Annotated in this window: 22 protein-coding genes; 3 read left to right on the forward strand and 19 right to left on the reverse strand. The window is 73.5% G+C overall.

Annotated features, from left to right (window positions below):
- Positions 1-216: 216 nt before the first annotated feature.
- The 7 genes from Cph01nite_RS11350 to Cph01nite_RS11380 form a co-directional block, all read right to left on the reverse strand.
- Complete coding sequence (locus Cph01nite_RS11350; protein ID WP_203674221.1) at positions 217-1,059, reverse strand: HAD family hydrolase; 843 nt, start codon at positions 1,057-1,059, stop codon at positions 217-219.
- Positions 1,060-1,137: 78 nt separating this feature from the next.
- Entirely contained in the window at positions 1,138-1,704 is a 567-nt protein-coding gene (locus Cph01nite_RS11355) for a nucleotidyltransferase family protein (RefSeq protein WP_203674223.1), read from the reverse strand.
- Positions 1,697-2,488: an ABC transporter permease gene (locus Cph01nite_RS11360; RefSeq protein ID WP_239069206.1), complete on the reverse strand. Its 792-nt coding sequence runs from the start codon at positions 2,486-2,488 to the stop codon at positions 1,697-1,699. The genes Cph01nite_RS11355 and Cph01nite_RS11360 overlap by 8 nt, the downstream gene beginning before the upstream one ends.
- Positions 2,485-3,345: an ABC transporter permease gene (locus Cph01nite_RS11365; protein WP_203674225.1), complete on the reverse strand. Its 861-nt coding sequence runs from the start codon at positions 3,343-3,345 to the stop codon at positions 2,485-2,487. The genes Cph01nite_RS11360 and Cph01nite_RS11365 overlap by 4 nt, the downstream gene beginning before the upstream one ends.
- A complete protein-coding gene (locus tag Cph01nite_RS11370; protein ID WP_373307572.1) occupies positions 3,342-4,172 on the reverse strand; it encodes an ABC transporter ATP-binding protein in 831 nt (276 codons plus the stop codon). Before Cph01nite_RS11370 ends, Cph01nite_RS11365 begins: the two co-directional genes overlap by 4 nt.
- 10 nt (positions 4,173-4,182) lie before the next feature.
- Positions 4,183-5,265: an ABC transporter substrate-binding protein gene (locus Cph01nite_RS11375; RefSeq protein ID WP_203674227.1), complete on the reverse strand. Its 1,083-nt coding sequence runs from the start codon at positions 5,263-5,265 to the stop codon at positions 4,183-4,185.
- 190 nt (positions 5,266-5,455) lie between these two features.
- Positions 5,456-6,001, reverse strand: coding sequence for a nucleoside deaminase (locus Cph01nite_RS11380; RefSeq protein WP_203674229.1), 546 nt, complete (start codon positions 5,999-6,001; stop codon positions 5,456-5,458).
- 107 nt (positions 6,002-6,108) lie between these two features.
- On the opposite strand from Cph01nite_RS11380, the gene Cph01nite_RS11385 reads away from it, so the two are divergent.
- Positions 6,109-7,047 (forward strand): XdhC family protein, encoded by a 939-nt coding sequence (locus Cph01nite_RS11385; RefSeq protein WP_203674231.1) that lies wholly within the window; start codon positions 6,109-6,111, stop codon positions 7,045-7,047.
- 100 nt (positions 7,048-7,147) lie between these two features.
- Here Cph01nite_RS11385 and Cph01nite_RS11390 read toward each other — a convergent pair whose 3' ends face one another.
- From Cph01nite_RS11390 to Cph01nite_RS19365, 4 genes are all read right to left on the reverse strand, one after another.
- A complete protein-coding gene (locus Cph01nite_RS11390) occupies positions 7,148-7,657 on the reverse strand; it encodes a GNAT family N-acetyltransferase (protein ID WP_203674233.1) in 510 nt (169 codons plus the stop codon).
- Between the two features lie 84 nt (positions 7,658-7,741).
- A complete protein-coding gene (locus Cph01nite_RS11395; protein ID WP_203674235.1) occupies positions 7,742-9,946 on the reverse strand; it encodes a catalase in 2,205 nt (734 codons plus the stop codon).
- 188 nt (positions 9,947-10,134) lie between these two features.
- The gene (locus tag Cph01nite_RS11400; RefSeq protein WP_203674237.1) at positions 10,135-11,367 is read right to left on the reverse strand and encodes a type II toxin-antitoxin system HipA family toxin; all 1,233 of its coding nucleotides are present in this window, start codon (positions 11,365-11,367) and stop codon (positions 10,135-10,137) included.
- The gene (locus tag Cph01nite_RS19365; protein WP_203674239.1) at positions 11,364-11,636 is read right to left on the reverse strand and encodes a helix-turn-helix domain-containing protein; all 273 of its coding nucleotides are present in this window, start codon (positions 11,634-11,636) and stop codon (positions 11,364-11,366) included. Before Cph01nite_RS19365 ends, Cph01nite_RS11400 begins: the two co-directional genes overlap by 4 nt.
- Positions 11,637-11,764: 128 nt before the next feature.
- Here Cph01nite_RS19365 and Cph01nite_RS11410 point away from each other — a divergent pair, with 128 nt between their 5' ends.
- The gene (locus Cph01nite_RS11410; protein WP_239069207.1) at positions 11,765-13,168 is read left to right on the forward strand and encodes a recombinase family protein; all 1,404 of its coding nucleotides are present in this window, start codon (positions 11,765-11,767) and stop codon (positions 13,166-13,168) included.
- Between the two features lie 186 nt (positions 13,169-13,354).
- On the opposite strand, the gene Cph01nite_RS19080 is transcribed toward Cph01nite_RS11410, so the two are convergent.
- A complete protein-coding gene (locus Cph01nite_RS19080; protein ID WP_444542253.1) occupies positions 13,355-13,768 on the reverse strand; it encodes a rolling circle replication-associated protein in 414 nt (137 codons plus the stop codon).
- Between the two features lie 863 nt (positions 13,769-14,631).
- Here Cph01nite_RS19080 and Cph01nite_RS11420 point away from each other — a divergent pair.
- The gene (locus Cph01nite_RS11420) at positions 14,632-15,138 is read left to right on the forward strand and encodes a hypothetical protein (protein ID WP_203674241.1); all 507 of its coding nucleotides are present in this window, start codon (positions 14,632-14,634) and stop codon (positions 15,136-15,138) included.
- Positions 15,139-15,678: 540 nt separating this feature from the next.
- On the opposite strand, the gene Cph01nite_RS19405 is transcribed toward Cph01nite_RS11420, so the two are convergent.
- The 7 genes from Cph01nite_RS19405 to Cph01nite_RS11450 all read right to left on the reverse strand — a co-directional run bounded on the left by Cph01nite_RS19405 (position 15,679) and on the right by Cph01nite_RS11450 (position 23,585).
- Positions 15,679-16,161, reverse strand: a complete 483-nt coding sequence (locus Cph01nite_RS19405) for a GvpU-like protein (protein ID WP_505661173.1) — start codon at positions 16,159-16,161, stop codon at positions 15,679-15,681.
- Entirely contained in the window at positions 16,158-16,532 is a 375-nt protein-coding gene (locus tag Cph01nite_RS11425) for a hypothetical protein (RefSeq protein ID WP_203674243.1), read from the reverse strand. The genes Cph01nite_RS19405 and Cph01nite_RS11425 overlap by 4 nt, the downstream gene beginning before the upstream one ends.
- 103 nt (positions 16,533-16,635) lie before the next feature.
- Entirely contained in the window at positions 16,636-19,413 is a 2,778-nt protein-coding gene (locus Cph01nite_RS11430; RefSeq protein WP_203674245.1) for a molybdopterin-dependent oxidoreductase, read from the reverse strand.
- Positions 19,410-20,207, reverse strand: coding sequence for an FAD binding domain-containing protein (locus tag Cph01nite_RS11435; protein WP_203674247.1), 798 nt, complete (start codon positions 20,205-20,207; stop codon positions 19,410-19,412). The genes Cph01nite_RS11430 and Cph01nite_RS11435 overlap by 4 nt, the downstream gene beginning before the upstream one ends.
- Positions 20,207-21,145, reverse strand: a complete 939-nt coding sequence (locus Cph01nite_RS11440; RefSeq protein ID WP_203674250.1) for a MurR/RpiR family transcriptional regulator — start codon at positions 21,143-21,145, stop codon at positions 20,207-20,209. The genes Cph01nite_RS11435 and Cph01nite_RS11440 overlap by 1 nt, the downstream gene beginning before the upstream one ends.
- A complete protein-coding gene (locus tag Cph01nite_RS11445) occupies positions 21,142-22,380 on the reverse strand; it encodes an allantoate amidohydrolase (RefSeq protein ID WP_203674252.1) in 1,239 nt (412 codons plus the stop codon). Before Cph01nite_RS11445 ends, Cph01nite_RS11440 begins: the two co-directional genes overlap by 4 nt.
- Positions 22,377-23,585 (reverse strand): pyridoxal-phosphate-dependent aminotransferase family protein, encoded by a 1,209-nt coding sequence (locus Cph01nite_RS11450; protein ID WP_239069209.1) that lies wholly within the window; start codon positions 23,583-23,585, stop codon positions 22,377-22,379. The genes Cph01nite_RS11445 and Cph01nite_RS11450 overlap by 4 nt, the downstream gene beginning before the upstream one ends.
- Positions 23,586-23,634: the final 49 nt, after the last annotated feature.

A 23,634-nucleotide genomic window follows, 5' to 3' on the forward strand; every position in this document is an offset into this window, starting at 1 on the left:
TACTGAGGGCCGGAGAGTGATCAGGCGTGCATCATCGCGGTCGCTCCGGGACCAGCCCGGTCGACCTGCCCATCAGTGGGCGTCCTGCGCGTGGGTGCTCTCGCGGTCGTTCAGTTGTGGTCCTGTCGTACACCCGATGCACCGCGGGGGCAACGGCCGGGGGCGTCGCCGCAGGTCAGCAGGGTCCTGCCGTCGCATGGTGAGACGCGGTGACCGTCACGCGGAACGCCCCCGACGCCGCCGTCGCCACCACCAGACGCCCCCGACCACGAGCAGCAGCCCCGTGAGCACCGCGCCCGTCGTCACCCGCACCTGGGTGTCGAGCTGGCGCAGCGGCACCGGGCGGCGGAAGGTCAGCACCTCCCAGCCGTGCTCGACGGCGAGGCGGCGCAGCGCACGGTCGGGGTTGACCACGTGCCCGTGCCCGACCGCCTCGAGCATCGGCGCGTCCGTGACGGAGTCGGAGTACGCGAAGCTGGCGGCGAGGTCGTACCCCCGCGCGGCTGCGAGCTCGCGGATCGCGACGGCCTTGTTGTCGCCGTACGCGTAGAAGTCGATCTCGCCGGTGTAGCGGCCGTCCGCGACGGCCATCCGGGTCGCGATGACGGCGTCGGCCCCCAGCATCTCGGCGATCGGCTCGACGACCTCCGCCCCGGACGCCGACACGACCACGACGTCGTGGCCCGCGGCCTGGTGCTCGGCGATGAGCTCGACGGCCTCGGCGTAGACGCTCGGGTCGATCGACTCGTGGAGGGTGTCGCGCACGATCGTCGAGACCTGCGCGACGTCCCAGCCGACGACCATGCGCGCGAGGGACGCGCGCAGGCGCTCCGTGGACGCGGCGTCGGCCCCGCCGAGGAGGTAGGCGAGCTGGGCGTACGCGGACGCGACGACCGAGCGGCGCGTGAGCAGCCCCTGCGCCAGGAAGCCCTTGGAGAAGGCCGTCGCCGACGACGTCGCGATGATGGTCTTGTCGAGGTCGAAGAACGCGGCCACGCGGGGCCGGCGTGCGGGCCGGCGGGCGCCACGCGCCGGGTCGACGGGCTCGTGGTGGGCCATGGCGCTCCGCGGGTCCGGGACGAGGTGGGGACCTGGGCGAGCGTAGCGGGAGGCTCCGACACGTGCGCGGTCCTCCCGTCAGCCCGGGGTGTCGCGGTCGAGCCCTCCGGGCAGGTCGGTGCAGTCGACGTCGACGGGAGGGTGGCTCCGCAGGTACGCGCGGGCGCCGGCGTCGCCGTCGAGGTGGGAGCGCAGCGGCGCCCAGTGGTCACGGCCGATCAGCACCGGGTGCCCGGGGCCGGTGGCGAAGGTGGCGCGCCGCAGGTCGCCCGGCCGGACGGCGCCGGCCGTCACCCGCGCCACGGCACGGGCGTCGAGGTCGGGCAGGTCGACGAGCGTGACGACGACGGCGACGGTGGGGGAGCCCGGTCCCAGGCCGTCCAGCCCGGCCGCGAGCGACGCTCCCAGGCCGCGCTGCCAGCGGGTGGCGACGACGACCTCGGCGCCCGCCGGCACGAGCGGCCGGGCCGCACCGGCGCCCGCTCCCAGGACGACGCGCACCCGGGTGCACCCGCCGCCGGCCAGCGCGTCGTGCGCCAGCCGGAGCCACGGGGCGCCGGCCGGAGTCGCGCACAGCGCCTTGGGCCGGCCCATGCGCGTCCCGGCGCCGGCCGCCAGGACGACCCCGAGCAGGTCCTCAGGCACGCCCTGCCGCCGGGCCGAACCGTGCCAGGACCCACTGCTCGACGAGCTGCGCGAGCGTGTAGAGCACCAGCGAGGCCAGGGTGACCACCACGACGAGCGCCCACACCTTGGTGTTCTGGGCGCGGCCGACGGCCGACACCACGCCGTAGCCGATGCCGCCGCCCGTCGCCAGCCACTCGGCGATGAGCGCGCCCGTGATCGCCCCGGGCACCGAGATCCGGACGGCGGCGAAGACGGACGGCAGCGCCGCGGGCAGCTGCACCAGGCGCAGCACCGTGCGCGGCCCACCACCCAGGACGGTCACCAGATCGCGCATCGGCGCCGACGCCGAGCGCAGGCCCAGCACGATCGTCACGAGCGCGGGGAACAGCACGACGATCCCGCTCATGACGGCGACCGACGCCACGCCCCGCCCGACGAGCAGGATGATGACCGGCGCGAGGGCGATCAGCGGGACCGACCGGAACAGCATCGCGACGGGCATGATCGTGCCCTCCGCGGTCCGCGACAGCACGATCGCGGCGGCGAGCAGCAGCGCGGCCGTCATCCCGGCGACGAAGCCGATGGACGCGTCGGTCAGCGTCTCGCCGAGCAGCGCCGCGACCTCGGCGCGGTGCTCGCCCGCGTCCGCGTCGGTCACGAGGTAGGCCCACACCTGCGCCGGCCCCTTGCCGACGTACGGGGAGACGTCGAACGCTGCGAGCAGCACCGTCCAGGCCACGAGGACGACGGCGGTCGTCGTGGCCGCGTCGAGCAGCACGCGGCCCACGCGGGCGGCCGTCACGACGCACCCCCGGCCGGTGCCGCACCCCCGGCGGCCCAGGGCGTGACCAGCCGGGCCAGGGCGGCGAACAGCGCGTACCCGGCGCCGGCGACCACGGCGCACGCCAGCGCGATGCCCCACGCCCGCTCGGCGTTCAGCGACTGCCCGGCGTTGACGAGCGCCGGGCCGACCCCGCGGTCGACGCCGCCGATGTACTCGCCGAGGATCGCGCCGAGCAGCGCCGCGGGCGCCGCGATCTGCAGCGCGCCGATGATGCCCGGCAGGGCCGCGACGAGCCGGACCCGCACGAGCTGCTGCCAGCGGCCCCCGCCGAAGACGGTGACGACGTCGAGGCTGGCGGGGTCCGCGGAGCGGAAGCCGAGCACGGCCCCGACCACGGTGGTGAAGAAGACCGACAGCGCGGCCAGCACCACGGCGGTGCCGGACGGCTCCCCCGACGGCGGTGGGCCGATGACGATGTAGAGGATCGGGGTGATCGCCACCAGCGGCAGGCAGTAGCTGATGACGGCGACCTGCATGATGAGGCGCTCGAGCGCCGGGACCAGCAGCACGAGCGACGCGAGCAGCAGTGCCAGGCCGTTGCCGACGAGGAACCCGCGCACGGCCTCCTCGAGCGTGACCGACATGTTCGCGACGTAGAACCCCAGGCCGTCCGCGGCGAACCCCTGGGCGACGCCCAGCGGGGTCGGCATCGTCGTGCCGGCGAGCACGGTGGCGGCCGCGAGCCACCACACGGCGACGACCCCCAGGACCCCGCCGGCCCCCGGCGCCCAGCGGCGCGCGAGGCGCAGCACGCCGCGGTGCCGGGGTGCGGGGGGCGCGGCGCGCGTGCCGGCGTCGTCGGTCACGACGCTCATGCGCCCACCGCGTCACCGAAGAGCAGCTCGGACGCGTGGTCGTGCAGCGCGTGGAACTCCGGGGTGCGCATCATCGCCGGCGTCCGCGGGCGCGGCAGGTCGACGTCGATGACCTCCTTGACCCGACCGGGACGCGGGCTCATCACCGCCACCTGGTCGGACAAGAAGATCGCCTCGGAGATCCCGTGGGTGACCATGAGGGTCGTCGCGGGCTTCTCCGTCCAGATGCGCAGCAGCTCGAGGTTCAGGCGCTGGCGCGTCATGTCGTCCAGGGCCCCGAACGGCTCGTCGAGCAGCAGGACCGACGGCTGGACGACCAGCGCCCGGGCGATCGACACGCGCTGCCGCATGCCGCCCGAGAGCTGCGCGGGCTTGGCCTTCTCGAAGCCCTCGAGGCCGACCAGCCGCACCAGGTCGGCGACGAGCGCGTGGTCCGGCGTGGTGCCGGAGACCTCGAACGGCAGCCGGATGTTCGCCTCGACGCTGCGCCACGGCAGCAGGGCCGAGTCCTGGAAGGCGATGCCGAGCGCGTGCTCGGCCCGCAGCTCGACGGGGGTGCGGCCCTCGACGAGCGCCGTGCCCGTCGTCGGCTGCTCGAGCCCGGCGAGGATGCGCAGGATCGTCGACTTGCCGCACCCCGAGGGGCCCAGCAGCGACAGGAAGCTGCCCTTGTCGGTGTGCAGCGTCGTGTCCTGCAGCGCGGTGACGTGACGGCGGCCGGTGGTGAACGTCTTGCCGAGGCCGTCGAGGCCCACGCCGGTGCCCAGCGAGCCACCCCGGCGGGGGGCGGCCTGCGGGGCACCGGCGTCGTGCTGCACGTGCGTCACGGGCGTCGTGTCACTTCGCCAGGTCCGGCTGCTCCTCGAGCAGCTCGGTCAGCAGGGACAGGTCGAACAGGTCGTCGGCCTCGAGCACGATGCCGGCCGCGGCGAGGGTCGCGAGGTTCTGCGCGATGAGGTCGTCGGAGATCGTGAACAGGCCGTTCTCGCGCGTCTCCTCGGTGACGATGAGATCGATCTGGATCGTCGCCTGCTGGATCTCCTTGTCCAGGTCGAGGTCCAGGTCGGTGCCGTACTCCTCGACGGCCAGGCGCGCACCCTCCTCCGGGTCGGCGACCGCGTCCTTCCAGCCGCGGATCTCCGCCTCGAGGAACGCCTTCACCTTCTCCGGCTCGTTCTCGATCATCTCCTCGGTGGTGACGACCGACTCGGCGACGAACGGCAGGCCGTTGTCCGCGAACAGCAGGTTGGTCACGGCGTGACCGTCGGACTCGACGGTGATCGCCTCGTTGGTGACGTAGGCGAGGAACCCGTCGACCTCGCCGTTGACCAGCGGTGACGGGTCGTACTCGACCGGCACCTTGGTGACCTCGGCCGGGTCGATCTCGTTGACCGCGAGCAGGGCGTCGAACAGGGCCTCGTTGGGCCCGGCCTGCACGCCGATCCGCTTGCCCTTGAGGTCCTCGGGCGTGGCGATGTCGCCGCCGTCCGCGAGGGACAGGATCGTGAACGGGTTCTTCTGGAACGTCGTGCCGACGATCTTCAGCGGTGCGTCCTCCTCCGCGACGACCTGACCGACCGAGATCGCGTTCGACAGGCCGAAGTCGGCGCCGCCGGACAGCACGATCGACTCGGTCGCGCCGGGGCCGGCGTTGAGCGTCACGGAGCTGAACCCCGCGTCGGCGTAGTAGCCCTTGCTGTCGGCGAAGAACTCGCCCGCGAACTCGGCGTTCTTGATCCACGAGAGCTGGACGGTGATGGCCCCGAGGTCCGCGGTGTCGGCACCGGTCGCGTCGTCACCTGCCCCGGCGTCGGCGCCCGTGGAGCAGGCGCCCAGGACGAGTGCGAGGGCGGCGCCGGTGGCGGCGATCCCCGTGAGGCGGGCACGGCGCGTGCGGCGGGGGTGCGGGGGGAGGGACATCGGCACTCCATCGGGGAACGGGCGCGAGCGGGTCGCGCGGTGCGTGAAACAGGTGTTGCGCGCGGTGACGCTACGGACGCGGCGTGTCGGGGCGTCGCGTGCTCTGTGTCCCGGGCGTAAACGTCGGCCGGGCGGGGTCACGGTTCGGTCTCGGTCGGGCGTCCAGGAGGCGCTCGCGGTCGTGGAGCGGTCAGTAGTCGGTGCGTGCCGTGTGCGTGAGCCACGCGTCGAACGGGCGCGTGGACTCCGGCAGGCGGAGCTCGTGGACCCGGGTGCGGTCCCACGCGTCGCGGTCCCGGGCGAACAGCTCGTAGAACGCGGAGTCGTCGAAACCCCCGCGGCTCGCGTCGTGCCGGTCGGCGCTGAACACGACGCGGTCCAGGCGGGCCCACAGGCACGCCGCGAGGCACAGCGGGCACGGCTCGCACGACGTGTAGAGCGTCATGCCCTCGAGCGCGAACGTCCCCGCCGCGCGGCACGCGGCCCGGATGGCCTGGACCTCGGCGTGCGCGGTGGGGTCGAGGTCGCGCGTCACGCGGTTCTGGCCCGTCGCGACCTCGACGCCGCCCGCGACGACGACGGCACCGAACGGCCCCCCGCCCTCGGCGACGTTGGCGGTGGCGAGCTCGACCGCGCGCCGCAGCCAGCGGGCGTCGGCCGTCTCGTCGGCGGCCGACGGCCCGGTGGGCGGCTCGGTCCGTGCGGCGGCGCCGACGGGGTCCACGACGATCGACATGGCCGGTCCTCTCGTTGTCCTCGCCGTCGATCGTGCGGCCGCGCTGTTTCGGCACCGTTACCCCCGCGCGCCGGTTCTCGAAACAATCATTTCGTAGCGTCACCGGCATGCTCGACCAGGCCGGCGAGATCTGCCGCCGCCTCGACGCCGGTCAGCGCGTCGTGGCGGCGACGGTCGTGCGCGTGGTGGGCAGCGCGCCGCGGGCGGTCGGGTCGTCGTTCGTCGTCGGCTCGGACGGCACCGTGGCCGGCAGCGTCTCGGGCGGGTGCGTGGAGTCCGACCTGGTCGAGCGCTGCCGCGGGGTGCTCGACGGCGGCCCGGCGCACGTCGTGTCGTACGGGGTCGGCGACGAGCTCGGGGAGCCCGGGCTCACCTGCGGCGGGACGATCACGGTGCTGGTGCACGACGTGACGGCGCTGCCGGCCGGCGCGCTGCACCAGGTGCGGCGCGCGGCCGAGGGGCTCGACGCGTGCGTGCTGCTCGACGCGCAGGGACGCAGCTGCACCGACGACCCGCTGGTCACGCTGCGCACGCCGGCCGCGCACCCGCTGCTCGTCGTCGGGGCCGGTGAGCACGCCGTGGCTCTGACGCGCCTGGCCGCCGGCTGCGGGTTCGCGGTGACCGTGCTCGACCAGCGCCCGTTGTTCGCGACCAAGGAGCGCTTCCCCGACGCGTACGCGGTGGTCCGGGACTGGCCCGGTCGCTGGTTGGCGGCGCACCCGCTGACGGCGTCGCACGCGGTCGCCGTCCTCACCCACGACCAGCGCGTCGACGTCCCGACCCTCACGGCCGCGCTGGCCTCACCCGCCCGCTACGTCGGGGCGATGGGGTCGCGCGCCACGCACGCCCGGCGGGTGGCGGCGCTGCGTGCCGCGGGGGTGGGGCCCGAGGCGCTCGCGCGGCTGCGCTCGCCGATCGGCCTGGACCTGGGCGGCTCGACGCCGCAGGAGGTCGCGCTGTCGGTCCTGGCGGAGGTCGTCATGGCCCGCCACGGCGCCACGGGCCGCCCGCTGTCGACGACGACGACCCCGCTGCACCGCGGCTGACGCGCGCACCGGCCGCGAGACCGGGCTCGGGTCGCTCACCGGGCGGGGTCAGCGACCTGAGCCCGGTCTCGCGTCGGCGTCGTCCCGCCGGCGGACACCGTCACGGGGCGGTGGACGTGACAGGGCGGGAGCGCCAGACGAGGTCGAGGGCCGGGTCGCCCGACGGGCTCGGGTCGACCCGGACCACGGTGAAGCCCTCGCGCTCGTAGAAGGCGGCCGCGCGGGTGTTGGCCGCGACGTGCTCGACGTGCAGCGTGCGCGCGCCGTCGGGCAGGTGGCGGGTCAGCGCGTCGAGCAGCCGTGGACCCAGCCCGTGGCCGCGCAGCGCGGGGTCGACGTAGAGCTTGTAGACGACGTGGTCGTCCCCGGACCGGCCGAGCTGGGCGACGCCGACGCACGCGCCACCGTCGTCGGCCACGACGACGGAGCCCTTCTCGACCGCGTCGGCGACGTATGCCGGGTGCCACCAGGCGCGCACCTGCGCGTCGGCGGCCTGCACCCCGATGAGGGGCGCGTAGTGCGCGCGGACGTGCGCCTCGCCGAATTCGCAGATCCCGGCGACGTCCTCGGGGCACGCGTCGCGGACGACCGGGTGAGGTGCGGCCTGCATGCCCGCCAGCCTGGCAGACCCCGCGGCCGGTGCGCCTGCCGGGCACGGCCCGGGCCCGACCTGGTGGCCGGGCCCGGGCGGGCGTCAGACCGCCGTCGCGGGGAACCTCTCCCACGCCCGGTGCAGGGCGAGCTGCGCCAGGAGGGTCTCGGCGATCGTCGACACGTCGTCGCCGACCAGCACGCCCGGGGCCTGCGGGTCGACCCCCGCGGCCGCGAGGACGCCGGCCGCCGCCGGCACGGCCGCCACCGACTTCGCGTGCCGGTACGCCTGCTGGACGAGCAGGACGACGCGGGGGTCGACGTCCGCGCCGGGGCCGCCGGCCTTGGCGTCGAACGACGGCCGGGCGTCCGGGGCGGGGGCCGCGGCACCCAGCAGCACGAGCGCGTCGAACTCGGGCGACGCGGCCGTCAGCCAGGTGCGCTGCGCGACGACGTCCGGACGCGCGGGGTCCAGGGGTCCACCCGTCGGTGCGACGACGAGCGGCAGGACCCCGGCGGCGTCCAGCGCGTCCCGCACGGCCACGAGCACGTCGAGGTCGGTCGTCGGGTCGGCCACCAGCCCGACGACGCGGCCGTCGACGGGCCACCGCTCCCCGACCTGCGACAGCGTCGGGCTGGGCGCGGCGTCCGGGACCTCCACGGTGGGTGCCGGCGCGGGCAGGCCGAGACCCGCGGCGACGGTCGCGCAGAGCCCGGCGTCGACGTGGGCCAGCGCCTGCAGCTGCCGCTCCTTGATCGCCTGCTCGAAGCACTTGCCGAGCTCGAACGTGTACGCCTGCGCGGTGTGCGCCTGCTCCACGGGCGTCAGGCTGCGCCAGAACATGCGCACCTGGCTGAAGTGGTCGTCGTACGACGCGGGCTGCGCACGCTCCTTGACGCCGTCGGCGACCCGCGCCGGCACGTCGATGAACGCGAGGTCCGCGCCCGCGTGGAAGGGGCAGCCGCCGTCCAGCGTGTTCGGCTTGTACGGGGCGACGCCGATGTGGTCGGCGGTCTGGTGCATGCCGTCGCGCAGCATGTCGTTGACCGGGGCGTGCGGCCGGTTGATGGGCAGCTGCGTGAAGTTGGGCCCACCGAGGCGGCTGAGCTGGGTGTCGAGGTACGAGAACAGCCGGCCCTGCAGCAGCGGGTCGTCGGTGACGTCGATGCCGCGCACCAGGTGCCCGACGTGGAACGCGACCTGCTCGGTCTCCGCGAAGTAGTTGCGCGGGTTGCGGTCCAGCGTCAGCAGCCCGATCGGCTGCACCGGGGCCAGCTCCTCGGGCACCAGCTTGGTCGGGTCGAGCAGGTCGATGCCCTCGAACACCTGGTCCTCGGTGTCGGGGAACACCTGGACCCCCAGCTCCCACTGCGGGTGGGCGCCGTGCTCGATGGCCAGCGCCAGGTCGCGGCGGTGGAAGTCCGGGTCGGTGCCCGCGGCGAGCTGCGCCTCCTCCCACGTCAGGGAGTGCACGCCCAGCTTGGGCTTCCAGTGGAACTTCACGAGCGACGTCGTGCCGTCGTCCGCGACGAGCCGGAACGTGTGGACGCCGAAGCCCTCCATCGTCCGGTACGAGCGCGGGATGCCGCGGTCGGACATGTTCCAGATGGTGTGGTGCTGCGCCTCGGTGTGCAGCGACACGAAGTCCCAGAAGGTGTCGTGCGCGGACTGCGCCTGCGGGATCTCGACGTCCGGGTGCGGCTTGACGGCGTGGACGACGTCGGGGAACTTGATCGCGTCCTGGATGAAGAACACGGGGATGTTGTTGCCCACCAGGTCGAACGTGCCCTCGGCCGTGTAGAACTTCGTCGCGAAGCCACGGGTGTCACGCACCGTGTCCGCGGACCCGCGCGAGCCCACCACGGTCGAGAACCGCACGAACACCGGCGTCGTCACGTCGGGCTGCAGGAACTGCGCGCACGTCAGCCTCGCTGCCGTCCCGTAGGACTCGAAGCGCCCGTGGGCCGCGGCCCCGCGCGCGTGGACGACGCGCTCGGGGATGCGCTCGTGGTCGAAGTGCGTGATCTTCTCGCGCAGGTGGTGGTCCTGCAGCAGCGTCGGGCCGCGCCGGCCGGCCTTGAGCGAGTGGTCCGTGTCCCGCAGCGGGACACCGCCGGCCGTGGTGAGGAACGCGCCGTCCTGCGAGCGGGTCGCCGGGTCGCCGCCCCACGGCCGGCCCGTCGGCGAGACAGCCGCGGGGCCGTCGCTCGCGTCCTTGGGGGGCAGCGGCTCCCGGGGCTCGGTCGGCTCCTCGAGGGGGGCGGGCGCGGAGCCCGGGGCGCCGGGCTGGACGGGGGAGTCGGTCACGGGACGCTCCTGGGGATCGGGGGTCGGCCACCCGGGAGGGGCGGCCGTCACGATCCACTATCGAAGAGTCATGGGTGGTCCGCACTCCGAGCGGGTCGGTCGGGTGCGCCTCGGCGACGAGCCTGCTGCGCCGACGGGGCCACGGCGGTCACGGTGACGTCCTCACCGTCCGCCCACGGTGGCGACGGTCACACGGATGCGTCGGCCAGGACGCGAGCCGCGCGAGCGGCGATCTGCTCGGCCACGTCGTCGGTGTCGAGACCCACGGCTGCGCAGTGCGGGAGCGCCTCGCGCACGGCTGTCGTCACGCGCTCCACGACCTCGAGCACGGCGGGCTCGCGCATGCCCCAGTGTGCGGCCTCGCGGACGAGGTGGGCGCCCGTGAGGTGTCGTAGCCGGGGCTGGCCGTCGAGCGCGAGCCCGAAGTGCTGGTAGGCGGGGTTGAGCAGGTAGACCGGAGCCACGTCGTACAGCGGGGCCATCGCGCAGCCGGCTGCGTCGCCGAGAGTCAGCGAGTAGTTCTTCGCGTGCGCGTCGCCGTTGCCCACGACGAGGTTGAACGTGACCTGGGCGAGAAGACCGGTGAGGAGGGCGTCGGGATCGGTGGCCTCGGCCGCGGCGACGGCGGCGAGCGACTCCAGCCGCGACGGCCGCGCGCTCGAGGACTCGTACTTGTCACGCGCGGCGACGCCCAGAGCCTGCGCCATGTCCTCCTGGTGGACGCGGGCCCCGCCCCGGCGGTCGAAGCGCTCGACGACGATCGCCGTCCGGCCGTCGAACTCCGCCAGCTCGGCCGTGGCAGCCGGGAGCCCTGCGGTGCGCGCCAGGCGCAACGTCCACTCCTCCCACCGCACGAGGTCCGGCACCGCGACGTCCGTGACGGGCTCGGGCTTGACGATGTGCGTGGACATCGCACCGTCCGCGGGCCAGGCCCACCCGTCGTCCGTGCGGGTGAGCAGCACCTTCGCCTGGACGCCGCCCAGCGACGCGCTGACGGTCTCGCCGTCCGGCGGGTCGAGCGTGGGCAGGCGGGAGACGAGCACGGCGACCGCGTCGTCGGTCAGGGGGACCAGTCGCCCCGGGCCGAGGGGGCGGTCGTCGGCCGTCAGCTGGACGGCGCCGGCGCACTCCCGTCCCAGGGCACCGAGCAGCGTGAAGGTGTCACCGGGCCGCACACCGTGCTCGCGTTCCAGTGCCGAGCGCACGCTGCTCTCCGGCAGCAGGTTGTCGAGGAAGCGTTCGAGCTGAGGACCCTGCACCCGGCGGTCCGTGACGGGCAGCGACAGGGAGAGCGGACGTGCGCCGATACCGTGACGGGCGACCGCGTCGTCGTCGAACCGGAGGCGTAACCGCCCGTTGCGCAGCCGCTGCACCTCGCCGAGGCGGACGCCGTGCAGCCAGACGACGAGCCGGTCGTTCACGAGACGCTGACCTGCGCACCGCGAGGCACGACGACGACCTCGTAACCGCACCGGGCGAGAGCATCGAGAACGGTCCCGGCGGAGACGGCCTGTCCACGCTCGAGGCGTGAGAGCGTCGGTCGCGAGGACCCGATCATGTCGGCGAGCTGGTCCTGGGTGAGCCCGCGGACCTCCCGGGCGCCGCGCACCGCGTCCCCGAGGGCAGGCAGCGACCGGGCGCGGTACCACCTGACGCGCATCGGATCTGATGCATGGGGGGTGTTGGACATGGCTGAATCGTATCTGATGCATGCCCGGGGAACGGAGTGATGCGTCAGAAGTGATGCATGAATGGAGCGGGCGAGTGGCGTAAGGAGCGACCGGTGTGACGTTACCCACTAGTCGCTAGTGTGCCCACATGACGACGAGGCGCGCCGTGGCGCTGTACGCCCGGATCTCCCAGGACCGTAGCGGCGACGAGGCGGGAGTGACGCGACAGCTGCGCGACTGCCGAGCCGAGGCCGAGCGGCGCGGGTGGACCGTGGCTGAGGAGTACGTGGACGACGACGTGTCGGCGTACTCGGGCAAGCGGCGACCTGCGTACCAGCGGATGCTGCGGGACATCACCGAGGGTCGGCGGGACGCGGTGGTGGTGTGGCACATGGACCGGCTGCATCGTCGGCCGATCGAGTTGGAGCAGTTCGTGAGCGTGTGCGAGCGGGCCGGGGTGCGTGACGTCGTGACGCTCTCGGGCGAGGTGGACCTGGCGAACGGGGACGGGCTGCTCATGGCGCGGCTGCTGGCCGCGGTGGCGGCGAACGAGTCGGCGTCGAAGTCGCGGCGGCTCAAGCGCAAGGCGTTGGAGATCGCCGAGACGGGTCGCCCGACGATGGGCGGTCGGCGTCCGTTCGGGTTCGCCGAGGATCGGATCACGCACGAGCCTGCCGAGGCCGCCGCGGTGCGCGAGGCGGCGGCGCGGCTGCTGGCGGGGGAGAGCCTGACGTCGGTCACGACGTGGATGCAGGAGTCGGGCGCCCCTGCGGTGTCCGGTGCGCAGTGGCGCACGCACTCGGTGCGCCAGGTGGTCACCAACCCGCGGATGTGGGGGATGCGGGTGCACCAGGACCAGGTGATCGGTACCGGGACGTGGGAGCCGATCCTGGCCCCGGAGCAGGGCGAGCGGCTGCGCCGGTTGCTGTTGAACCCGGCCCGGCGGACGAACCGCACGGCGCGGCGCTACCTGCTGTCGGGGATGTTGACGTGCGGTAAGTGCGGCGCTCGCATGGTCTCGGCGCCGCGTGAGGGTGTGCGGCGGTACGCGTGCCGGGCCGGCCCAGACCAGGGCGGCTGCGGCGGCATCTACGTGACAGCGGACCCCCTCGAGCGGTTCGTGGCCGAGGCCGTGCTGCAACGCCTGGACAGCCCGCAGATGCACGACGCCCTGACCGGCGACGAGCACGACGACGCCGAGGTCGCGGCGCTGGCGGTGAAGGTGCAGGATGACGAGCGGCGACTGCTGGACCTGGCGGACATGTTCGCCACCGGGGAGATCGACCGCGTCGGCATGAAGCGAGCACGCGACCAGATCACCCCGCGCCTGGAGGTCAACCGGCGTGCGCTTGCGGCGGCGAACGGCCGCGATCAGGTCGTGGAGTACGCGGGTCGCGGTGCCGAGCTGCGCGGGGCGTGGGACGGGCTGGACCTGTCGCGGCAGGTCGCCGTGGTCAAGGCGGTGCTAGCCGGCGCGAGGGTGCTGCCGGCTACCCAGCGAGGTCGGCGCGGGTTCGATCCGGGACGACTGGTCCCGGACTGGCGTGCCTGAGGCCACGGGGCGCGGGCCGGTGCGTGCGTGGCGCTGGCGCGCCATGCGCGCGCTCCGCCCCGTGCCCCGTGGCGAGCATGACCGCCACATCGGCGAGCACGGTCATGTCGGTGACCTTCTCCGGTAGGCCCTGAGCCGCGGTAGTGGCGCGCACCCAGGCGGCGACGGCAATCGGGTCGAGCGCGGTCATCGCCACTGTGCCCACACCGACGGAGGCCGGTCCCAGTCCGCGACGTCACCGGACCACCAGAACTGCTCGGGGTCGGCACCCATCGCCTCGCACGCCTGGTCCAGCACGTCATCGACGGTCCGTCCCGCCAGGGTGACCTTCTCGGGCTGGAACCCCTGGGCGACGTCGTACCGGTGCAGGCCGAGCGAACGGAACTCCGGGTCGTCGAACGTCTTGGCGACGTACTTCGACAGGTAGCCCGCGGCACGACGGGCCTCCTCGCGCGGTCCAGACCCGACGGGCATGGCACTGAGCAGTTTGATGTGGACGAACCCGCGTCCCCACGCCTCCTCGATCAGGGAGCGAGGGACGTATCGCCCGACGGCGAAGTGCACGTGCAGGCCGTGCCCGGTCTTGTGCCACTCCGGCACTTACACGTACGCCAGCCGCTCGCTGCCGAGCCCGGCACGCAGGGCGCGGAAGAACTCACCGACGAGCTCACGGACGGCTCGCGGGTCGTGGCAACCGTCGCCCCGGTAGGTCAGGGTGCCGAGCCTGTTCAGACGGTTCGCGGCGCAGTACCGGCGCAACTTCTTGCGGGCACGGGACCCTGCCTCACGTGCAGCGCGGGACGGATTGGCCGCGGCTCCGGGTGCGACGTAGGCAGCCAGGCGCCGAGAGGAGGACAGCACGGAGCCGCCGCCCTCGGCAGCATCCGGGTACAACGAGAACGACCAACCGGTAGGTGGGAACAACGAGACCACTCCACGCACACGAGACGACTAGGGACGCTGCGCGCGTTCGTTGTCTCGTGTGGTGCGGCGGGCTGACTGGCAGGGTTCCTGGGGCGACCCTGTCCGACCCGTCGCTGGCATGTGTCTCGTTGTGGTCCCAGGACGCAGTACGTGCACCAAACCACACGCGTGCGACTCACCTCAAGGAGGTCACCCGTTCGGACGCGCTGCCGCGGGACCGTTCGTCCTCGCCCGCAGAGCGGGCTGCGGGCGCTGCGTCCCTTGCCCTCGAACCGCTCTGGTCGCCTCCCGAGTCACGTTGCTACTTCAAGTCAAGACGACCCGCGCAGTACGTTGGCGAGATGAACCGAAAGCGAGACGACTTCTCCGCCCCGACTCGTAGAAATCTGGCGGCCCGGGCTGGCTACCGCTGCAGCAACCCCACGTGTCGCAGACCGACCTCCAGGCCTGATCCCGGAGACCCGAATAAGTGGGTAGACATCGGCGTGGCGAGCCACCTCGCCGGTGCAAGCCCTGGCGGCCCTCGGTTCGATCGCGCCATGAGCCGGGAGGTCCGGCGCAGCATTGACAATGGTGTCTGGCTATGCCAGGTCTGCGCGAAAGTAATCGATGATGCGCCCGAGGCGTTCACGATCGACGGACTTCGGGCCTGGAAGAGCCACGCCGAAGCCGCTGCGGCTCGGGACTCGAGCGCGCTGGCGGACCAGATAATGGAGGTCCTATCTGACCTCGACCGGGCGCATGCGCTGTTGCTTGATTTCTGCGAGCAATGGCAGCAAGGTGAGCCAGCACATGACTTCGAGCGCTTCGAGGAAAGTACGGAGGCTCTCATCGCATACTCAAATGCCAGACGCTCCGCATATCAGCGCGAAATTAGCCCTGGCGTCACATCTGTCATCGTGCGTGTGGAAAGGATGATGGGCAAGCAAGACGAGGACGTCATCGAGTGCAAGCGTGAAGCGATGATGGGGCCGACGAACTATATCGGCATGCGTATGCTTGCCGACTCACTTCAGCGCCTGCGTGCCGTCGTCGCTTTGCGTTGATGGGGCGCCTTAGCAACTAGCGGGGTTCGCCGGTCATGTCACGCGTCGCTGTGTGATGGCAGGCTGAGGCGTTTCTCGCGGTCTCAGCACGACTCAGGCTGGTCTTGCTATGCGTCCGCCCCACGGCCCCACGGCCCCACGACGTGGACGGTCGACGAGATCGCATCGGGTCAGCGGGCAGGCACCACACGAGGTCGTTGGTCATCGGCATCCCGTGCGGCCGCACGCCGTTCGCGTCGCGGACCGCGTTGGCCAGGGCCGGAGCGACCCGTTGTACGGCGCCTCACTGATCGACTTGGCGCCGTGCGGGACGAGGCCATCGTGCGTGGGCCAACAGCACGCGTATCGGGGCGACGTCGGCCATCTGCGGGACGCGGCAGCCGCGCATCGTGAGCGAGACGACGCCGCCCTCGCGCAGCACAGCATCCTCCGCAGAGCCCGCCGATGCCCGGGGCGACGCCGCCTCGATCTGCCCGCGCAGCTGCTCGGGGTTGAGCACGACAACCGCGTCGGTAGCCTGGACCGATTGCAGGATCCGCCTTACGACGGTCCGAGTGTCCCAATCGACCAACCGTCCAAGCGATCAAGGCGTGCTCGCCAAATGGGTAGATGCACCTGCTGGGACGTGTTCCACATGGTGACGTCCCTGAGGTGCAAGTGCTTCAGCGCGGGAATCGGAAGCCCTGCTTTGTCGCGGCGATCGTAGACCTCAGCAGTCGCGTCCAATTGCCGGTCAAAGTGCGGCTCAAGGGCCGTGGTCAAACCCGGCGCAGCAGCCCTCATCGAATCGAACCAGAGTTGTTGCCAGCGGCCCCGAGGGATGGCGGTGCCGCTCACCAGAGCGCCGCCGATCGATACTGTAATTCCAACCGATGCGTCAGTGTCCTTATAGCCGAGTACCGCAGTCAGAAAGATGTCCAAAATACCGTCCGCTGGCAGCATGTCGTCGCGCGTGAATCCATCGGGATCCTGGTCGAACGCATACGCGTGAAGAGACCTCGATGAGGGTTTCGAATCGTTCATTGTTTCGCGCCCTCGATCCGATTCAGTGTCACTTGAGCCACCTCCTGTATGTCTGCTGTCTGAGTAGTAAGCGTGAGTTTCTGGATTTCAACGTATTGTTCGCCTGTAACTTGCCCAAGCATCAGCTTCGATGGATCTCGCAATGCAACGAAAAAAACTGCCGCAAGGAGGCCGATCGACAGTGTGCCGGCGAATAAAATCAGCCATGGGATCAGCCAGGTACTCTCTCCCGTGCTTGCGAGAACCCCGACAAGTGCAGTGTCGGCCGTCAATGCGAGTCCGAGAATGGTTGCATAGAAAGCGAGTACGGTCTTAGGATTCTCGGTGCGCTTCGAATGAAACCCTTGGACAGCCTCGCTAACTCCCGACATGTGACCATCCTGCCAGTACCCAGCTAACGTGCCCATCTGGGTGGATCAGCGACTAGTCGCTTTGCAGACGCCGGTCGCGCCCCTGGGAGCTGGTAGGCGGACCTCAGCGCAGCAGCCGCCACACCCGGTCCTTCGTCATCGGGATCTCGTGCGGGCGCACCCCGAGCGCGTCGCGGACCGCGTTGGCCAGCGCCGGCGCGACGGGGTTGTAGGGGGCCTCGCTCATGGACTTCGCGCCGTGCGGGCCTAGGCCGTCGCGGGTGCGGGCCAGCAGGACCCGCGTCGGGGGGATGTCGGCCATCTGCGGGACGCGGTAGCCGCGGAAGGTCCGGGACACGACGACACCGCCGTGCAGGACGGTCTCCTCCTGGAGGGCGGACCCGATGCCCTGCGCCACGCCGCCCTCGATCTGCCCGCGCAGCTGCTCGGGGTTGAGGGCGACGCCCGCGTCGGCGGCCTGTACCGACTGCAGGACGCGCACGGTCCCGGTCGCGGTGTCGACCGCGACGCGGAAGCCGTGCACGTTGAAGGCGACCGAGCGCGGGCTGCCGTGGTGCGCACCCTGCGCGCTGCGCGGACCGAGCTCGGCGAACGTGACGAGCCGGTCGCCGACCCGCACGCCGTCGGGCCCGACGACGGGGGCGGCGTCGGAGTCGCGCCCCGACCCGGCGGACGCTGCCGACGCGACGCCCGCCTCGTGCCGCCCCTCGACGAGGGTGAGCGCGGCGCTCACCAGGTCCTCGCGCACCTGCGCCGCGGCCTGCGCGACGGCCCGCCCGGCGACCACCGAGCCCGTCGACCCGTACGCACCCGTGTCGTACCCGGCGCGGTCGGTGTCGGACTGCACCAGCCGCACCCGCTCGGGGCTGGTCCCCAGCGCGGTCGCGACCAGCTGCACGTGCACGGTCGACGTGCCGTTGCCGAACTCCGCCGTGCCCACCGCGACCTCGTACCGCCCCGCGGCGTCGACGGACACGGTCGCGGTGGAGTGGTGCCCGCGCGGCGGGATCGTCGCGATCATCGCCACGGCCACGCCCTCGCCGACGCGCCACCGGTCACCGGCGGGCACGAGCGCGGCGTCACCGTCGCGCGTCGTGACCAGCGCGTCCTCGACGAGGTCCAGGCACTCCAGCAGCCCGTACGACGGGGTGTCGTCGTCCGGTGCAGCGACCCCGTACCCCAGGTCCGTCGTGGTGTCCTCGTGGTTGACGAGGAACGGGTCGCCGGGGCGCACGACGTTGCGCCGCCGCATCTCGAACGGGTCGAGCCCGACCTCGCGCGCCAGCTCGTCGACCGCGGACTCCAGCGCGAACATCACCTGCCCCAGCCCGTACCCGCGGAACGCCCCCGACGGCAGCTGGTGCGTGTACACGGCCTCGGCGTCGACGCGCTTGGCCGCGCACCGGTACTGCGCGACGGACTCGTGGATGCCGTGGAACAGCACGCCCGGCGCGTGGTTGCCGTACGCGCCGGTGTCGGTCAGCACGTCGAGGTGCATCGCGGTCAGCCGCCCGTCCGCGTCCGCGCCCAGCGCCACCTCGACGCGCACCGGGTGCCGGCACGGCGCGAGCGCCAGCTCGTCCTCGCGCGTCATCTCGTACTGCACCGGCCGGCCCGTGCGCAGTACCGCGAGCGTCACCAGGTCCTCGGTGAGCAGCTCCTGCTTGCCGCCGAACCCGCCGCCGACGCGCGCCACGACGACCCGCACGCGCTCGCGGTCGAGCCCGAACACGTGGCACAGCTCGTCGCGCACGAGGAACGGGACCTGCGAGCTCGTGCGGACCACGAGCCGCCCGTCGTCGTCGAGCCAGCCGACGGCGGCGTGCGTCTCGAGGGACGCGTGCGACACCCGCGCCGTGCGCCACGTGCCCCGCACGACGTGCGCGGACGCGGCCAGCGCGCCGGCCACGTCCCCGACCTCGCCGTGGCTGGCCGCGACGACGTTGCGTGCCGGGTCGGCGATGCGGGACGTCGCGGCGTCCTTGTCGCCGTGCACCAGCGGCGCACCGGGTCGCCGCGCCTCCGCCGGGTCGAGCACGGCCGGCAGCGGCTCGTACGTCACGTCGACGAGCGCGCACGCCGCCTGCGCGACCGCGACGGAGTCGGCCACGACGGCCGCCACCCGCTGACCGTGGAACCGCACGACGTCGTCGAGGACGCGCGTGTCGTCCGGGTCGTCGGTGCGGTGCTGGTGGCGGCCGGTGGAGAACAGCACGTCGGGGGAGTCGCGGTGCGTCAGCACCAGGTGCACACCGGGCAGCGCCTGCGCGCGCGACGTGTCGATCGCCAGGATCCGCGCGTGCGGGTGCGGCGACCCGAGGACCGCCAGGTGCAGCAGCCCTGTGGGTGGCTCGTCGAGCGTGAACGGCTCGCGCCCGCACACGATCCGCCGCCCCGCCGGGACGGCCACCGAGTCCCCGACGCCGCCGTCGCGCACCACGTTGGCCTTGCCGGCCAGGGCGTCGCGCACCGCGCGGTACCCCGTGCACCGGCACAGGTTGCCCTTGAACCGCCGCACCAGGCCGTCCTCGTCGAGGTGCACGTGCCCGTCCTCGTCGGCCAGCGCCGTGGCGGTGACGACCATGCCGGCCGTGCAGAACCCGCACTGGAAGCCCTGCGCCTCGACGAACGCCTCCTGCACCGGGCTCAGCGCGTCGGGGGTCCCCAGGCCCGCGGCCGTGGTGACCTCGGCGTCCACGACCCGGGCCGCCGGGACCAGGCAGGAGTGCCGGGCCTGCCCGTCGACGAGCACGGTGCACGCGCCGCAGTCCCCGGAGTCGCAGCCCTTCTTCACCGCGACGTGCCCCTCCTGCCGCAGGAACGTGCGCAGACACTGCCCCGGTGCAGGCGTGGCGGTGACCTCCCGGCCGTCGACCCTCACGCCGTCACCTCGCCGACGACCTCGTGCGCGAGCAGGCTCGTCACGGCCCGTCGCCAGTCGGGTGCGCCGTGCAGGTCGTCGAACCACTCCAGCCCGGCCAGGACCCCGTCGACCTGCGCCGACGTGGGCGCCGACGCGAACCGGTGCTGAACCGGGTGCGGCGTCGCCGCGGTCACCGTGAGGGTGACGGTGCCGTCCGCGTCGCGCCGCGCGACCACGAGCGACGCGGACCGCCCGACGGCCGTGAGCGAGACCTGCCGCACTGCCGTCCGCGCCCGCAGCGCGTGCGGCGGGACGTCGAACGCGCGCAGCACCTCGCCGGCCGCGAGCGTCGTGCGGCCCGCCCCCACGACGAGGTCCGCGACGGCCTCGCGCCGCTCCCCGCCGTCCGGGGTCCACACCACGGCCACCGCGTCGAGCGCGGCCAGCAGGCTCGTCATCGCGCCGGCGGGCAGGGCGAGCGCCACGTTGCCGCCGACCGTGGCCTGCCCCTGCACCTTGAACGACATCAGCAGGGCGTCCATGCAGGCGTCGACCAGCGGCCACGCCGTCCACGCGGCGTCGGGCGGGAACGCGGCGAGCTGCTCCACCGTGCACGTCGCCGCGACGCGCAGCCCGTCGCCCACGCGCTCGACGGGCTCCCAGCCGAGCGTCGTGAGGTCGACCAGCCCGGTGACGCCCGGCTGCGGCTCGGAGAACCACCACGTGCCACCGGCGAGGAACTGCTCACCGGGGGCCAGGCGCAGGTCGGCGCGGGTGCGGGCCGCACGCAGGGACGTCGTCGCCAGGTCCATCAGCGTGCCTCCACCTCGCCCAGGCCGCGGTACGCCGAGTCGATCGCGGCGACCCGCTGCTCGCCCGTGCGCCCGCGGCGGGCCAGGACGGCGTCGGCGAGCACGGCGACGACCGACGACGCCGCCGCGTACGAGTCGAACGCGCCGCGCGCCTGCACGGGGCACTCGACCCACCAGGTCGCGTCGGCGGCGAGCGCGCGGGCCGTCGGGTCGGCGAGCAGCACGACCGGGGTCCCGGCGGTGCGCAGCCGCTCGACCAGCGCGCGCACCCCTGGCGGCCGGCGCCGGAACGCGACCAGGACCACCGCGTCCTGCGGCGTGAGGTCCACGACGTCCTCCGACCACGACTGCCCCGGCTGGGGCAGCAGCGTGACGTGGGGGCGCACCTGCGTGAGCTGCTGGCGCAGGTGCAGCGCGACCGGGTAGCTGCTGCGCAGCCCCACGACGACGACGCGCGGGGCGTGCGCGAGCAGGTCCGCCACCGCGTCGAGGTGTGCCGCGAGGGAGGCGACGCCCGCCCGGACCGCGGCGCCCTCGGCGGCGACGTGCGCCTCCAGGTCCGGGGTCCCGCCCAGCGTCAGCGGCAGGCCGTGGCCGCGCAGGGCACGCAGGTGGTCGCGCACCTGCGTGAAGTCCTCGAAGCCCAGGCTGCGGAACAGCCGGCTCATCGTGGCCTTCGACACCCCGGCGAGCGTCGCGAGCTCGGCCGCCGTGTACGTCGCGAGGTCCCCGAAGTGCTCGAGCAGCACGTCGGCGCCCTTGCGCTCCTGCGGGGGCAGGTCGGCGTAGCGGGCGGCGACGCGCTCGTCGAGGCGCAGGCCGTCGACGTCGGGCGGCGGTGCCGTCGGCGCGGAAGAGGTCAGCGCGGCGGCCGTCTGCGGGGGTGCCGACGCCGGGGGAGCGGGCGCCGCGGCCGGCACCGCGAGGGTCGTCGTCATGCGGGGACCGGTGCCTGCGTCGCGACGGTGCGCGCCGCCGCCGTCAACGCGTCGAGCGCGGCCGCGACGTCGACCTCGCGGACGGCCTCCGCGGGGTGGTGGCTGATGCCGTCGTGGCAGCGCAGGAACAGCATGCCGACGTCCGTGACCGCGGACACCGCCATGCCGTCGTGGCCCGCGCGGCTCCACACGTCCAGCGGCGCGGGGTCGCCGGTGGCGACGACGCCGGCGCGCAGCGCGTCGCGCAGCCGGTCGGCGCACGGCGTGGCCGGGGCCGCGTACACGTCGGTGACGCGCACACCCAGGCCGCGGGCCGCGCACACGGCCTCGATGCCGGCCAGCAGCGTGTCGCGCATCGCGTCGCGCGCCTCGTCCGTCGCGGCCCGCAGGTCCAGCGAGAACACCGCGCGCCCCGGGATGACGTTGACGGCGCCCGGTTCGACGTCGATCTGGCCGACCGTCGCGATCGCCTCGGAGTCCCGGACGGTTCGCTCGATCAGCACGATCGCCTCGGCCGCCCCCACGAGGGCGTCGCGCCGGCGCGGGTAGGGCGTGCCGCCGGCGTGCCGCGCCTCCCCGAGCACCTCGACGCGCAGGCGCCGGGCGCCGGCGATCGTCGTCACGACGCCCAGCGAGCGGTCGGCCTCCTCCAGCAGCGGGCCCTGCTCGATGTGCGCCTCGAGGTACCCGACGAGGTCGGCGGGCCGCCGCGCGGCCGTGCCGATCAGCGACGGGTCGAGCCCGAAGTCCCGGGCCGCCTGCGCTAGGGGCACGCCGTCAGCGTCCTGCAGGTCCCACCACTCGTCGTCCCACGTGCCCGCCAGCGCGCGCGAGCCCAGCAGGGCGGTGCCGAAGCGCGCGCCCTCCTCGTCGGTGAACCCGACGACCTCGAGCGCGCACGGCCACGCGGCGACCTCGGGGCCCAGCCGCTCGGCCACCGCGACGGCCAGCAGGACGCCGAGCATGCCGTCGTACCGGCCCGCGTCGGGGACGGTGTCCAGGTGCGAGCCCAGCAGCAGCGCGGGCAGGCCGGGCTCCCGCCCCTCGATCCGGCCGCACAGGTTGCCCGCCTGGTCGCGCCACGTGCGCAGCCCGGCCGCCGTCATCCAGCCCGTCACCAGCCGGTGCGCGGCCGCCAGCGCGGGTGTGAGGTGGGCGCGATCGAGGTGGTCGGGGTGGTCGCTGCACGCGGCGAGCGCGTCGCAGCGGGCCAGCACGTCGGCGGCGGTGCTCACGCGGCGTACACCTCCTGCGCGGCGGTGACGCCACCGCCCGCCGGGACCGCGACGCCGTGGGTGCGCAGCACGTGCTCGAGCGCCGCGAGGGTCGTGAGGACCGCGTCCTTGCGGGCGTTGACCCCCATCGTCCCGATGCGCCACACGCGGCCGTGCAGCGGGCCGAACGACGTGCCGATCTCGATGGCGAAGTCGTCGAGCATCGCGGCGCGCACCGCGTCGGCGACGACGCCCTCCGGCACGTGCACCGCGACGACGTTGTGCATCTTGTGCGCGACGTCGCCGAACACGTCCAGCCCCAGCCCCCGGACGCCGGCGAGCATCGCCGCGCCCGCGACGCGGTGCCGCTCGACCGTCGCGTCCAGCCCTTCCTCGAGCACGATCCGCGCGCACTCGTGCGCCGCGTACAGCATCGACGTCGCCTCGGTGTGGTGGTTGAGGCGGCGCGGGCCCCAGTACTCGAGGAGCTGCGCGAGGTCGAGGTAGTTGGAGCCGATGACGGTGCCGCGCGGCTCGTCGTCGTCGGTGCGCAGGCCCTCCTCGACGTGGCGGCGGGCCCGGACCGCGTCGGCCGCGCGGTCCGACAGGGTCGTCGGGGCGCTGCCCGACGGCCCGCCCAGGCACTTCTGCAGCCCGGCGGTGACGACGTCGAGCCGCCAGTCGTCGGTGCGCAGCTCGTTGCCGGCCAGGGACGCGGTCGCGTCGACGTACAGCAGCGCGTCGTGCTCGGCGCACACCGCCCAGAGGTCCGCGAGCGGCTGCCGCATCGTCGTCGAGGTGTCGCCGTGGACCACCGCGACGAGCCGCGGCCGGTGCGTCCGCACGGCGTCGGCGATCCGCTGGGGGTCCACGACCTGCCCCCACGGCACCTCGACGGTCTGCACCTGGGCCCCGGCACGCCGGGCGATCTCGACCAGCAGGTGCCCGAACCGCCCGAACACCGGGACCAGCACGCGGTCGCCCGGCTCGACGAGGGACACGACCGCTGCCTCGATCGCGGCGCGCGCCGTGCCGTCGACCAGGAGCGTCGCCTCGTTCGTGGTGCGGAACACCTGGCGGTACACGTCCTGCGTGGCGTTCATGTACCCCGTCATCACCGGGTCGAACTGCCCGACCAGCGGCGCGGACATCGCGCGCAGCACGCGCGGATCGGCCGTGATCGGTCCCGGCCCCATGAGCAGGCGGTGCGGCGGGTGCAGGGTCATGGGCGGCACGCTACGAAACGGCCGTTTCACCGAGGTTTCGCCGACGTGC

Origin of the sequence: Cellulomonas phragmiteti (genome assembly GCF_016862775.1) — a bacterium.
Taxonomy (GTDB): domain Bacteria; phylum Actinomycetota; class Actinomycetes; order Actinomycetales; family Cellulomonadaceae; genus Cellulomonas; species Cellulomonas phragmiteti.